13 protein-coding genes are annotated in these 13,860 nt (G+C 34.2%); 9 read left to right on the top strand and 4 right to left on the bottom strand.

The window, feature by feature from the left end:
- Nucleotides 1-4 precede the first annotated feature (4 nt).
- Nucleotides 5-535: a DUF4199 domain-containing protein gene (locus ABEB31_RS16305; protein ID WP_347052714.1), complete on the bottom strand. Its 531-nt coding sequence runs from the start codon at nucleotides 533-535 to the stop codon at nucleotides 5-7.
- A 248-nt stretch (nucleotides 536-783) separates the two neighbouring features.
- Between ABEB31_RS16305 and ABEB31_RS16300 the strand changes: the two genes are divergently transcribed.
- The 5 genes from ABEB31_RS16300 to ABEB31_RS16280 all read left to right on the top strand — a co-directional run bounded on the left by ABEB31_RS16300 (nucleotide 784) and on the right by ABEB31_RS16280 (nucleotide 7,209).
- Nucleotides 784-1,038, top strand: coding sequence for a type B 50S ribosomal protein L31 (locus ABEB31_RS16300; RefSeq protein WP_111363726.1), 255 nt, complete (start codon nucleotides 784-786; stop codon nucleotides 1,036-1,038).
- 288 nt (nucleotides 1,039-1,326) lie between these two features.
- Nucleotides 1,327-2,502: a GlmU family protein gene (locus ABEB31_RS16295; RefSeq protein WP_347052713.1), complete on the top strand. Its 1,176-nt coding sequence runs from the start codon at nucleotides 1,327-1,329 to the stop codon at nucleotides 2,500-2,502.
- A 246-nt stretch (nucleotides 2,503-2,748) separates the two neighbouring features.
- Nucleotides 2,749-4,383, top strand: a complete 1,635-nt coding sequence (locus ABEB31_RS16290; RefSeq protein ID WP_347052712.1) for an ABC-F family ATP-binding cassette domain-containing protein — start codon at nucleotides 2,749-2,751, stop codon at nucleotides 4,381-4,383.
- Between the two features lie 203 nt (nucleotides 4,384-4,586).
- Entirely contained in the window at nucleotides 4,587-5,741 is a 1,155-nt protein-coding gene (locus ABEB31_RS16285; protein WP_347052711.1) for a porin, read from the top strand.
- A gap of 34 nt (nucleotides 5,742-5,775) precedes the next feature.
- On the top strand, nucleotides 5,776-7,209 hold the full coding sequence (locus ABEB31_RS16280; protein WP_347052710.1) for a DASS family sodium-coupled anion symporter: 1,434 nt from the start codon (nucleotides 5,776-5,778) through the stop codon (nucleotides 7,207-7,209).
- Between the two features lie 66 nt (nucleotides 7,210-7,275).
- Here ABEB31_RS16280 and ABEB31_RS16275 read toward each other — a convergent pair whose 3' ends face one another.
- On the bottom strand, nucleotides 7,276-7,578 hold the full coding sequence (locus tag ABEB31_RS16275; RefSeq protein WP_347052709.1) for a GNAT family N-acetyltransferase: 303 nt from the start codon (nucleotides 7,576-7,578) through the stop codon (nucleotides 7,276-7,278).
- A gap of 271 nt (nucleotides 7,579-7,849) precedes the next feature.
- Here ABEB31_RS16275 and ABEB31_RS16270 point away from each other — a divergent pair, with 271 nt between their 5' ends.
- Nucleotides 7,850-8,506 (top strand): alpha/beta hydrolase family protein, encoded by a 657-nt coding sequence (locus ABEB31_RS16270; RefSeq protein ID WP_347052708.1) that lies wholly within the window; start codon nucleotides 7,850-7,852, stop codon nucleotides 8,504-8,506.
- 228 nt (nucleotides 8,507-8,734) lie between these two features.
- A complete protein-coding gene (locus tag ABEB31_RS16265; protein ID WP_347052707.1) occupies nucleotides 8,735-9,223 on the top strand; it encodes a hypothetical protein in 489 nt (162 codons plus the stop codon).
- Nucleotides 9,224-9,283: 60 nt separating this feature from the next.
- Here the strand turns inward: ABEB31_RS16265 and ABEB31_RS16260 are convergent, their stop codons facing one another.
- Nucleotides 9,284-9,799: a DUF2892 domain-containing protein gene (locus tag ABEB31_RS16260; RefSeq protein ID WP_347052706.1), complete on the bottom strand. Its 516-nt coding sequence runs from the start codon at nucleotides 9,797-9,799 to the stop codon at nucleotides 9,284-9,286.
- Nucleotides 9,800-9,966: 167 nt separating this feature from the next.
- Here ABEB31_RS16260 and rpmH point away from each other — a divergent pair, with 167 nt between their 5' ends.
- Together rpmH and carB are read left to right on the top strand one after the other, a co-directional pair.
- Entirely contained in the window at nucleotides 9,967-10,128 is a 162-nt protein-coding gene (gene rpmH, locus ABEB31_RS16255; protein ID WP_008464848.1) for a 50S ribosomal protein L34, read from the top strand.
- Between the two features lie 147 nt (nucleotides 10,129-10,275).
- Nucleotides 10,276-13,131 carry a carbamoyl-phosphate synthase large subunit gene (gene carB / locus ABEB31_RS16250; protein ID WP_347052705.1) on the top strand — a complete coding sequence of 952 codons (2,856 nt, stop codon included), beginning with the start codon at nucleotides 10,276-10,278 and terminating at the stop codon, nucleotides 13,129-13,131.
- A 187-nt stretch (nucleotides 13,132-13,318) separates the two neighbouring features.
- Here carB and ABEB31_RS16245 read toward each other — a convergent pair whose 3' ends face one another.
- Nucleotides 13,319-13,858, bottom strand: coding sequence for a DUF4252 domain-containing protein (locus ABEB31_RS16245; RefSeq protein ID WP_347052704.1), 540 nt, complete (start codon nucleotides 13,856-13,858; stop codon nucleotides 13,319-13,321).
- Nucleotides 13,859-13,860: the final 2 nt, after the last annotated feature.

Genomic DNA, 13,860 nt, shown 5'->3' with positions numbered 1-13,860 from the left:
GTTTTTATTCTTGTGTAGTTTTGCTTTTGAAAAATGCTGCGAAAATTAAGCCGAAAATGGCACTGATAACGATAGCAAAAACAGATCCTTTTAATAATTCAAGAGTAGAGTATGGATTGCTAAGTTTCATTTTGGCAACAGCGTCATTAATAGAAGAAGCCGGTGCGCCAAATTTCTGCATCATCCCTACAGTATATTTGATCATAATTTCGCTTAAAGTATCTTTTGCTCCCGGATCTATAACATTGAAAAGGATAATATTAAAAGTTGTAGAAATTAAAATTCCAATAACAGCTGCTATAAAATACGTAGTAAAAGCTTCTTTAAAACTAAAAACACCTTTAAGGTCTTTCTTTGTTTTTGAAAGTAAAATAATGCTGATCGTAAGACTAATTACAATTCCTATGATACCCATCCACCAGGCGGTAAAAAGGTTTAAATCAACAGCATATATTGTCGCGGTAAACAAAGCCGATGCAATTCCGATCATCACGCCGTAAGTAATACCATTCTTTTTTATAACTTCATTAATCATATTTCTATATGTTTTAAAATTAATCCACAAATATAGTAATTCCCACTATAATCGGAGATAAAAAAAGCTTTTCGAAATAAACTAAAAAAAAGTGAGCTAACTATTTGTTTATTAAAAAAGAATTGTAAATTTGCACACTCAAAAATAATTAAATTTTTAAACAAAAAGAGTATCATTTGTTTACACCTTTTTCCATCCATGAAAAAGCTTCAAAATAAAAATGCTCCAAACAATAAATAAAAAACAAGATGAAAAAAGGAATCCACCCAGAAAATTACAGATTAGTTGCATTTAAAGACATGTCAAATGATGAGGTTTTTATCACTAAATCTACTGCAGATACAAGAGAAACAATTGAAGTTGACGGAGTTGAGTATCCAGTTGTAAAAATGGAGATTTCCAGAACATCTCACCCTTTTTATACTGGTAAATCTAAACTTATCGATACTGCAGGACGTATTGATAAATTCAAAACTAAATATGCTAAACACGCTAAAAAATAATAGCTGTTTTAAATTATACAGAAAGCCTTCCAGATTTGGAAGGCTTTTTTATTTAAACGCAAAGGGCACTACGATTTACGCAAAGTTCGCAAAGTTTTTTACAAGCCTTGCGAACTTTGCGTTTTATACTATGCGAACCTTGCGGTTAAAATGTGTGTAAGTTATTTTATCATTAAAAATACAGCTATTTTTCAGAATAGGATAATACACGACAAATACTACAATTAAAATATTTGTAACTTTGACCCTAGGTAACCAAACTAATTTTTAATAAACACTCAATTATTTATGAACTACATTCTTTTCGACGGTCCCGTCCGGAATGCTTTATTGCCTTTTACTTTTACCAGACCTGTTGCTGATATTTTAATTGGAATTATGACCATTCGCCAGAAATGGGAAGCGCGTTTAGGTTCAACTATAACTACAATTACAGAAGAATATTTATCGGAAAAATATCCGATGGTAGAATTAGAAGAAAATGTAATGATCAATGCCGCGTATTTACCAAATGATACACTTGCAGAGATGGTTTCTAATTTAACTGAAAATCAGGCTATTTTTAAAGGTGAAGATGTAATTGCTTTTTTTGCCAGTGAAAATCAGGAAGAAGTCGATTTTGATTCTTATGAAATTATTCATTATAACGAGGACTGTATTACTATAGAACATACCTGGGATATTTTTTCTAAAAATGACGCTGCAATTCGTCAGGATTTTAAGTATTTGACAGAAGACCGTACATCACAGCCTATTCCTAAAAGCGTAAATGTAATAGCTCCCGAAAATATTTTTATTGAAGAAGGAGCAAAATTGGAATTTGTAACCTTAAATGCTTCAAACGGACCTATATATATAGGTAAGAATTCGGAAATAATGGAAGGAACTGTTATTCGCGGACCTTTTGCGTTGTGTGAGAACGCAATGGTTAAAATGTCGGCTAAAGTATACGGTGCAACAACTGTTGGTCCCGGATCAAGAATTGGCGGAGAAGTAAAAAACTCGGTACTTTTTGCTAATTCAAATAAAGGACACGAAGGATTTTTGGGAGATTCTGTTTTAGGCGAATGGTGTAACATTGGTGCAGACTCCAATAATTCGAACCTGAAAAATAATTACGAAGAAGTTAAGCTTTGGAGTTATGAGACAGAAGGATTTGCTAAAACCGGGCTCCAGTTTTGCGGATTAATGATGGGAGATCACAGTAAATGCGGTATCAACACCATGTTTAATACCGGAACTGTAGTTGGTGTAAGTGCCAATATTTTCGGATCTGGTTTTCCACGTAATTTTGTCCCAAGTTTTTCCTGGGGAGGCGCTGCAGGTTTCACAACTTATGTAACCAAAAAAGCATTTGAAACAGCTCGTTTGGTTCTTTCAAGACGAAATATAGATTTTGATCAGACAGAACAGGCCATCTTAGAACATATTTTTGAAAAAACCAAAAAGTGGAGAAAGGATTAAATTTATATAATTAGTCAATTTGATAATTAAATAATGATTTAGCAAACCCGACAGATTTTTAGAACCTGTCGGGTTTTGTTTTTTTTATATTTGAAAGTTTTGCAATCATCAGATTTACAAATTATCTAATTATCAAATTGACACATTTTCTAATTGCCTAATTCTCTAATTAATCTATATTTGCAGCTTCAAAAATACTTGCGTTACGATTATAAATCTAAGCAGTCTAAAAATCTAAAAATCTAAATGATTACAGTTAACGATATTTCGGTTCAGTTTGGCGGAACTACACTTTTCAGCGATGTTTCTTTTGCTATAAATGAAAATGATAAAATTGCCCTTATGGGTAAAAATGGTGCAGGAAAATCGACACTTTTAAAAATTATTGCCGGAGCAAACAAACCTTCAACAGGAAGTATTTCTGCTCCCAAAGAAGCTGTTATTGCTTATCTGCCACAGCATTTGCTTACAGAAGACGGAGCAACTGTTATGGAAGAAGCATCAAAAGCGTTTGGTGAAATTTTTAGTATGAAAGCTGAAATTGACGAAATCAATGAACAGTTGACTGTTCGTACTGATTACGAAAGTGATGCATACATGAAATTGATTGAAAGAGTTTCTGACTTAAGTGAGAAATTCTATGCCATCGAAGAAGTAAATTACGAAGCTGAAGTAGAGAAAATTTTAGTGGGTCTGGGTTTTGAAAGAGAAGATTTTTCCCGTCAGACTTCTGAATTTTCAGGAGGATGGAGAATGCGAATTGAATTGGCTAAAATTTTATTAAGAAAGCCAGATTTAATTCTTCTGGATGAGCCAACCAACCACATGGATATTGAAAGTATTCAGTGGTTAGAGGATTTTCTTTTAAATCAGGCCAAAGCAGTTGTGGTAATTTCACACGACAGGGCTTTCGTAGATAATATTACCAATCGTACAATTGAAGTTACGATGGGTAGAATTTATGATTATAAAGCTAAATATTCTCATTACTTAGAATTAAGAAAAGACCGTCGTATTCATCAGCAAAAAGCATACGATGAACAACAAAAAATGATTGCCGATAACAGAGCTTTTATTGATCGTTTTAAAGGGACTTTCTCTAAAACAGATGCTGTGCAGTCTCGTGTTAAAATGTTGGAAAAATTAGAAATCGTTCAGGTAGACGAAGTTGATACTTCAGCTTTACGATTAAAATTTCCACCAGCGGCACGTTCCGGACAATATCCTGTAATCGTAAAGGAAATGTCAAAATCATATGGCGATCATGTTGTTTTTAAAGATGCTAATATTGTAATCGAACGTGGACAAAAAGTAGCGTTTGTTGGAAAAAATGGTGAAGGAAAATCGACCATGATTAAAGCTATCATGAAAGAAATCGGAGTCGATTCGGGAAGTGTGGAAATTGGACATAATTCGCAAATTGGATATTTTGCTCAAAATCAGGCTGCTTTATTAGATGAAAATGCTACCATTTTCGAAACTATAGACGGGATTGCCGTAGGAGACATCCGAACTCAGATTAAAAATATTCTGGGAGCATTTATGTTTCATGGTGATGATATTACCAAAAAGGTAAAAGTACTTTCTGGTGGAGAAAAAACACGTCTGGCTATGATTAAATTATTATTAGAGCCCGTAAACTTGTTGATTCTGGATGAGCCATCGAATCACCTGGATATGAAAACCAAAGATATTATTAAAGATGCACTTCGTGATTTTGACGGGACTTTAATCTTAGTTTCTCACGACCGTGATTTCCTTGACGGATTAGCAACTAAAGTTTTTGAATTTGGGAACAAACGTGTTAAAGAGCATTTTGAAGATGTTGCGGGATTCCTTGCGCATAAAAAAATGGATTCTATGAGAGAGATAGAAAAGTAAAAATTAAACAGATATACAATTTTTTATAAAAGCATAAGTTAATTCTTATGCTTTTTTTTATGTCTGAAAGTTAAAATTGCTATAAGTGTGTAAAAATTAGAAGTATGATTTAAGTCATGCTTTGACCTCGACTTTGCAATTAATTTTACTGTAAGAATTAGAATACAAATAATTCATAACTAGTAAAATTAATTTATAATATTATGACGAGGATAGATGGTTTTTTAAGTTTTAGATTTTTTTTGCTGCTTTTATTATTTCCCGTTTTTTCCAACGGACAAAATAATGAAGCAAATGCAGAAAAGGAAATAAAATATCCGCAATTTAAATTTCAGGGGCTTTTTCAGGGCCGCTATTTAAGTGGATTTAGTGATGGCATTGATGCTGTAACAGGACTTCATCATGCAGACGGTAAAGCAGTAGAAAACACATTTGACATTAAGAGGATGCGAGTGGGAGTTACCGCGAAATTGGGTGAGAAATTTGATGTAGTGGTGCTTGCTAACTTTGCAGATTTTAAGTCAGATCCAAAAGGGAAAGTATTAGAAAATGCCTTTGCCCGATATACATTCAATAAGAATGTCGGTTTCCTGATTGGTCAGTTTAGGCCGGCTTTCGGTATTGAGGAAGCAAATCCGGCAGACATTCTGAAATCTTTTGATTATTCCAATCAATATAGCGAATTTGGAAATAATGGCTGGACCAGTTTCCAAATTGGAGCTTCGATGTTTGGTACTTTTAATCTGAACAAAATTCCTGTTAGCTATACGATTTCTGCAATTAACGGAAACGGAAAAGATCAGATTTCAGATAAAGACAACGGTAAGCAATATTCTTCCCGACTTGCCTTTGAATTCGATAAAAAACACAATATAAATTTTGGCGTAAATGGCGGAATTGGAGAAGTCTTCAATCAGAAAGTATTTGCAGTCGGACTGGATCTTACGGCAGATTTTAAACTGACAGACAAACTGATTCTTCAAACCCAGATTGAAGCAAAACAAGGAATTAATCACTACTTATATTATTCGCTTGCTGCAGATTCCCGTACAGCCAATCTGAATGAATATGTAATGCGCGGAGCGTACTTTCTGCCCAATTTAAGATATGAAATTAAATATCAAAAATTAACCGCTATTGAGTTTTCCTGCCGTTACGAGTATTTTGACAGAAGTTTTAAAATTAATTCAAATGCTAAGCAGACTTATACGCCTATGGCCGGATTAGAATTTGGAAAAGGATATACAGGAAGAATCGAAATGGGGATGCAGTTTGATAATTTCAAAAAAAATGTGGCGAATACTACTTCGTATGATAATAATCTTTTTATCGTACAATTTCAGGGAAGGTTTTTCTAATTCAGCTGTTTTCTAAATGTAAAAAATATTTATTATGAAAGAAATTAATTTAAAAAATTCACTTATCACTTTACTGATAGGTTTAGGAATTTGGTTTGTGCCAACACCAAAAGGACTTTCACCGGAGGCGTGGCATTTGTTTGCAATTTTCATTTCTACGATTATCGGTATAATTTTGAAAGCCGGACCGATGGGAACGATGTGTATGATTGCAGTTGCCATTACTGCTTTTACCCAGGTTTTAGCACCTGAGAGTGCGGGTGATTCTATAACTCTGGCTTTGGGAGGTTTTGGAAATAAAGTAATATGGCTTATCGGAATCTCTTTTTTTATTGCTCGTGGCTTTATCAAGACAGGATTAGGTAATCGAATAGCATTTTTATTTATTAAAATATTCGGCAAAAGTTCTCTTGGACTGGCTTATGGGTTAGGATTGGCAGATCTGGTTCTGGCTCCGGTTGTGCCCAGCAACACTGCCAGAGGAGGCGGAATTATTTATCCTATAATGAAATCTATGGCGATGAATTTTGGCTCGGATCCAGACAAACCGGAAACACGCCGTAAACTTGGAGCATTTCTTACTTTAAGCAGTTATAATGTCAATTTAATTGCCTCGTCTATGTTTTTAACAGGGACAGCAAGTAATCCAATGTGCCAGAAATTTGCCGAAAATTTAGGTATTCACATAACTTGGACATCCTGGGCGCTTGCAGCAATAGTTCCGGGTTTGGCTTCATTTTTTATCATTCCATTCTTATTATATAAAATCTATCCTCCGGAATTAAAACATACCGGTGATGCACCAAAAATTGCAGCTCAAAAATTAAAAGAAATGGGTGCGGTTACCAAAAATGAATGGTTAATGTTATTGACTTTCGTAATCTTATTATTGTTATGGATGACAGGAGATTTGTTTTCTATTGATGCTACAACAACCGCATTTATCGGATTGGTGGTATTATTGCTGACTTCTGTTTTGACCTGGGAAGACGTAAAAGGCGAAAAAGGAGCCTGGGATACTATTGTATGGTTTGCAGTATTGGTAATGATGGCAAGTTCCTTGGATAAACTGGGATTTATTTCCTGGTTTAGCGAAATTGTAAAGGGCGGCATGATCGGCATGAGCTGGCAGGTTGCATTTTTAATCATTATTGCGGTATACTTCTTTAGTCACTATCTCTTTGCCAGTGCAACAGCCCACGTCGCGGCTATGTACGCTGCATTACTGGCTGTCGGAATCTCATTGGGTATTCCCGGATTGTTTCTTGCTTTTATGCTGGGATTTGTTGGGTCTCTTTATGGAACTATAACCCATTACGGACATGGGCCTGCTCCGGTATACTTTGGAAGCGGTTATGTAGATTTAAAAAGCTGGTGGGTAAAAGGGCTGATAACCGGACTCGCAATGTTACTTATTTATTTGGTTTTAGGTGGCTTATGGCTGGATGTAATCGGTTATATTAAATAAATGATTGTATGTAATAAATGAAAAAGCACAAGGATTAACTTGTGCTTTTTGTCTTTTTTGCTGTTTTTAAATTCTTATTCCTGGAGGAAGTAATTCCTTGTATTTAGGATTTCTTTTGATAAACGATGCAATTTTTGGAGAAATAGGCATTATTCTAAATTTCTTTTCAACCACAATCTCCATAATGTTTTTAAGTAAATGGTCAATTACAGATTGATTGTCATAGCCTTCCGGTGTGTTGATCTTGGTTAAGAAAATCTTCTTTTCCTGAAAAGAATATTCTACAGCCAGCATTCCTTCGGGTACGACAGTTTCAAATTGACGAGCAAAAGTGTTGTCTTTAATTTCCATAGTTACGGTAGTTTCCATAATAAATTAATTTGGGGTTATGTCTAATAGCAAATTTGGGAACGTGAAATTATCCTGAAAGAAAATTCTTTATAACGTTTTTGATCAGGAATTGTTTCAGATACAAAGGTAATCATTTGATTTTCAATATTAAATTATTTTTTAAAGAAGCGATGTTACAGTTTTGATTTTTTTGAAATCGATTACATATTTAGGATCGAAATTTGATTGTGATTAGATTTAAAAAAGTAATTTTAATTTAAGAAATATTATCATAATCTCTGTTGGTGCTATGAGTAAAATTCCAGTTTATTTTATGCCAGGTCTGGCAGCCAGTTCATCTATTTTTGAAAGAATTAATTTGGATGAAACAATTTTTGAAATGTGTCTTTTAGAATGGGAGATTCCAAAGCCTAAAGAAACATTGTCAGATTATGCCTTACGTATTAGTCAAAATATTAAGCATGAAAATCCTGTTTTAGTCGGTGTGTCATTTGGCGGAATACTAGTCCAGGAAATGTCGAAACATATTAAGACGAGAAAAGTAATTATTATTTCAAGTGTAAGAAGCAATCTTGAATTTCCCAGAAGGATGAAAATTGGAAAGAGAACAAAGGCTTATAAACTAATTCCGATGCAATTGATTTTGAATGTCGAGAAACTCGCAAAGTTTTCGTTTGGAGAAAAGATCAATAAAAGAATAAAATTGTACGAGAAGTTTCTATCTGTCCGGGATCTTTATTATTTGCAATGGGCTGTAGAATCGGTTATTTTATGGGATAGAAATGAGATTGATGAAAATGTAGTTCACATTCATGGAGATAAGGACGAAGTTTTTCCAATCAAATATATTGATAAATGTATTTTGGTAAAAGGAGGGACGCATGTTATGATTTTGAATAAATACAAATGGCTGAATGAGAATTTGCCTTCGATAATATTGGAGTAGTTTATTGTTTCAGGTTTCAGGTTTGAAGTTTTAGGTTTTTTGTTTCAGGTTTGAAGTTTCAGGTTTGAAGTTTCAAGTTCAACTTGTCAAAGACGAATTTACAGTTTGTCCTCCTGAGCGAAGTCGAAGGACACGCAAGGAGAGCCTGAATAAATGTATTAAGCATGAAATCCTTCGACTTCGCTCAGGAGGACATAAAATGAGAATAAACCAAAGTCAAAACCAAACATGAGAATCTGTATAATAGTTTTAATTTTAATTTTGATAGGATGTAAATCGCCAAAGAAAGAGTATGATTTTACTTTTTATAAAGGTAATATCCATGAATCTTATTTTTTAAACTTTAATTCATCCGATACTTTGTATTTCACTGATGTCTATGGATATGATAAGGAAGAAACTTCTTTTACCATTTTGAGTAAAGAGGAAAAGGAAAAAATTGACGCTATTTTAGATACGATAACTTTTCCGAAAATGGATTCTTTTGGAAATATTAGAGGTGAGGATGGTGATGTAAGTGCTTTTGTATTAAAGAATGAAAATCAGGTAAACTCTCTTAGAATTCATGGAAGAGGGCCCGGTATATTGTGGCTTTTTGGTAAATCATTGCAACATTTAAAGTCCAGTCATGAGTTTATTAAAACAAATAAGAAGTTTGATTTGTATGAAATAGATAAATACTTATGGTTCCGCCTCCACCAATTATTGATTCTTTAAAATAAAAAAATCCCAAACTCTGTAGAATTTGGGATTTAAATATTGTTTAACAAAATGAAATTAGATCTTCTTCATTTGTTCTTTCATCATTGTAATTTGCTCTTTCAGCATTCCTTGTTTGTCTAATTTTTTAGCTTCGTTAAGTAAATTAGTCGCTTCCAGTTTTCTTCTGCGTGACATGGCAACTCCGGCAAGGTTTAATTTCGCTACAGCTAAATCCATATCCATTGATAGTCCAAGTTCGATCGCTTTTTTGAAATGTTTCTCTGCCTGGTTGATATTGGTTTGAGATAACATGATTCCTTGTAAATAATTTAGGTATCCCTGTTGTTTTCTTACTAATGCCCCCTCCGGGTTTTTAATGTATGATAACCATTTTTTTGCACCTTCAAAATCTTGTTTTCTTAATTTAAGGAAGGCTAAAAGGATAAATTCGTTTTTAAAATAAAGAAAAATCGGAATTGCAGTCAATAATATAAGAAATACACCATTCCCGATATTGCTTTCTGTAAATTGCCAAATGCCAGCAACAACAAGTAGTCCGGCCAAAATAAGTTTAATATTTTTGTGAAACATAATTAATGTAAATTTGTGATTGCAAAGATAGTAAAAGGAATTAAAAATATTTTTATAAAACTACTTGCCAGAAAAAAAAGTCTTTGTATATTTGCACTCGGTTTTTGAGCAAGGATATTCAAAACTAGAAAAAAGATATTAGATACCCATTTTAAAGATACAAAGCAATGAGCAAAAGAACATTTCAACCATCGAAAAGAAAAAGAAGAAATAAGCACGGATTTATGGACAGAATGGCTTCTGCGAATGGAAGAAAAGTTCTAGCGCGTAGAAGAGCAAAAGGAAGACATAAATTAACTGTTTCTAGCGAACCTAGACACAAAAAATAATGTTTGTATAAACATACATAAGGCGATTACTTTTTTAGTATCGCCTTTTTTTATACCTTGTCGGTAAAAAATTCCACAACATTCTAGTTTAGAATAGACTACGAATGTTTTTTAGAAGACTTTATATAACTACACAATACATACAACATGCCTAAAGACACATCAATAAAATCCGTTTTAATTATAGGTTCAGGACCTATCGTTATTGGCCAAGCGTGCGAATTTGATTATGCAGGATCTCAATCTGCACGTTCGATTCGCGAAGAAGGAATTGAAGTTATCTTGATAAATTCAAATCCAGCGACAATTATGACCGACCCATCTATGGCCGATCATATTTATTTGAAACCTTTAACTACAAAATCGATTATTGAAATTCTGAAGGAACATCCACAAATTGATGCTGTTTTACCAACAATGGGTGGACAAACTGCTTTAAACTTGTGTCTGGAAGCTGAAGAAAAAGGAATTTGGGAAGATTTTGGAGTACGATTAATTGGTGTTGATGTTAATGCAATTAATATTACAGAAGACAGAGAGCAGTTTAAACAGCTTTTAGAAAGAATTAATGTACCAACTGCACCTGCAAAAACCGCTACTTCTTACTTAGAAGGAAAAGAAATTGCACAGGAATTTGGTTTTCCACTTGTAATTCGTCCTTCGTTTACACTTGGAGGAACCGGAGCAGCAGTGGTTTATAAAAAAGAAGATTTTGATGAGCTTTTAACACGTGGTTTGGAAGCATCTCCTATTCACGAAGTTTTGATTGACAAAGCTTTAATGGGATGGAAAGAATACGAACTTGAACTTTTAAGAGATAAAAATGATAACGTAGTAATCATTTGTTCGATCGAAAATATGGACCCAATGGGAATCCATACCGGAGATTCGATTACTGTGGCACCTGCAATGACTTTATCGGATACTACTTTCCAAAAATTGCGTGACTACGCCATTTTGATGATGAGAAGTATCGGAAACTTTGCGGGAGGCTGTAACGTGCAATTTGCCGTTTCGCCAGACGAAAAAGAAGATATAGTTGCCATCGAGATTAATCCTCGTGTGTCTCGTTCTTCTGCATTGGCATCAAAAGCTACAGGTTATCCAATCGCAAAAATCGCTTCAAAATTAGCTTTAGGATATAACTTAGATGAATTACAAAATCAAATTACAAAATCGACTTCGGCTCTTTTTGAACCAACTTTAGATTATGTAATCGTAAAAATACCACGTTGGAACTTTGATAAATTTGAAGGTTCAGACCGAACTTTAGGACTTCAAATGAAATCTGTTGGTGAAGTTATGGGAATCGGACGTTCTTTTCAGGAGGCGCTTCACAAAGCAACCCAGTCTTTGGAAATTAAAAGAAATGGGTTAGGAGCAGACGGAAAAGGATATAAAGATTACGAACAAATTATAGAGAAGCTGACTTATGCAAGCTGGGATCGTGTTTTTGTAATCTACGATGCCATTGCAATGGGAATTCCGTTGAGCACAATTCACGAAATTACCAGAATTGATATGTGGTTCCTGAAACAATATGAGGAACTTTATGTTTTAGAGAAAGAGATTTCTAATTATAAAATCTCTAATCTTCCTAAGCAATTATTGCTTGAAGCGAAACAGAAAGGTTTTGCAGACAGACAATTGGCACACATGATGAATTGTCTGGAAAGCGAAGTGCATACGTTGCGTATGGAGCAAAAAATCAACCGCGTATTTAAATTGGTTGATACTTGTGCGGCAGAATTTAAAGCGCAGACTCCTTATTATTACTCGACTTTTGAGGCAGAAATCGAAAAAGCAAACGGCGAACGTTTTGTAGATAATGAAAGCGTTGTTACAGACAAAAAGAAAATTATAGTTCTGGGCTCAGGACCAAACAGAATCGGGCAGGGAATTGAGTTTGATTATTCTTGTGTACACGGAGTTTTAGCGGCTAAGGAATGCGGTTACGAAACAATCATGATTAACTGTAATCCTGAAACGGTTTCGACTGACTTTGATACAGCTGATAAATTATACTTTGAGCCGGTTTTCTGGGAGCATATTTATGATATCATCCAACATGAAAAACCAGAAGGTGTAATTGTTCAGTTAGGAGGTCAGACTGCATTAAAATTAGCAGATAAATTGTCTAAATACGGAGTAAAAATCATTGGAACTAGTTTTGATGCATTGGATTTGGCAGAAGACAGGGGAAGATTCTCAGATTTATTGACTGAATTGAATATCCCTTTCCCAAGATTCGGAATCGCTGAGACTGCAGACGAAGCTTCGAATTTAGCTGATACTCTTGATTTCCCATTATTAATTCGTCCTTCTTATGTATTAGGAGGTCAGGGAATGAAAATTGTGATCAATAAAAAAGAACTTGAAGAGCATGTAATAGATTTGTTGAAAACAATTCCAGGAAACAAATTACTTCTGGATCACTACTTAGCCGGAGCAATTGAAGCCGAAGCAGATGCCATTTGTGATGCAGACGGAAATGTTTACATCATCGGAATTATGGAGCACATCGAGCCTTGCGGAGTTCACTCGGGAGATAGTAATGCGACATTGCCTCCTTTTAACTTAGGAGAATTTGTAATGCAGCAAATTAAAGATCACACGCATAAAATTGCAAGAGCTTTAAAAACAGTTGGTTTAATCAACATTCAGTTTGCGATTAAAGACGATACGGTTTATATTATCGAGGCAAACCCAAGAGCGTCAAGAACGGTTCCGTTTATTGCAAAAGCTTACGGAGAGCCTTATGTAAACTACGCTACAAAAGTAATGCTGGGTCATAATAAAGTAACTGACTTTGATTTTAATCCGCAATTGAAAGGATATGCAATCAAACAGCCTGTTTTCTCTTTCAGCAAATTCCCGAACGTGAACAAAGCGTTAGGACCGGAAATGAAATCGACAGGAGAAAGCATCTTGTTTATTGATGACTTAAAAGACGATCAGTTCTACGAATTGTACTCAAGAAGAAAAATGTATTTGAGTAAATAAGCTCAGATTCTATTATAAAAGAAAAGCTCCAAATGTAAATTTGGAGCTTTTTGGGTTATGTGATTTCACTTAATTGTAATTTAATCCTATTTGTAATAACGTATTTACTTCCGAAAAAATTAAGATGAAGTAATTGAAAAAAGCTCCAATAAAAATTGGAGCCTTTCAAATATAAAGTAAGATGTATTTATTTTTTAAGCAACCCTTCTAAAGGTTTCAATTGATCCATATCGATCTTAGATTTCTGTAGTACAGACATCAATGTCATAATATTATTCGGATTCATATCTTTTCCTAAAACCCGAACCACTGCAAAACCAGTTTCTTTTCTGTTGGCGAAAATTACAAATTCGTTAATATGATCGTCGCTTCCAACATAACTTACAGAAGCTCCGTCTTTACCTGATCCGAATTTCATCAATTCCTGATATTTAGGATCTTTCAATATTGCTTTAACTTTTGTTCTTTCTGTTTCAAACTGTGCCTGATTTGTTTTGTCAGCCTTAAAAGCCAGAATGTTCATTTTTTCAAAAGAATTGACCGCTTCAGTTTGTTCTGCTGAAAGTTTTGTTTTATCAAGATTTAAGATGCTAGGAGAAATATCTACTGCAATAAAATCCTTATTCTCTGTGTTTTCAACAAAATACTTTTGCAGAGTTGGTTCAGAATTACAGCCTGCTAAAGTTAGCAAAGCGATAAGGGCTAAGGTTAAGATCTTTGTTTTCATGT

The sequence above is a fragment of the Flavobacterium olei genome (assembly GCF_039749035.1).
In the GTDB taxonomy this organism is placed as follows: Bacteria; Bacteroidota; Bacteroidia; order Flavobacteriales; family Flavobacteriaceae; genus Flavobacterium; species Flavobacterium olei.
Note: the sequence above shows the minus strand (reverse complement) of the source record. Positions and strands in the feature narration are given on the sequence as shown.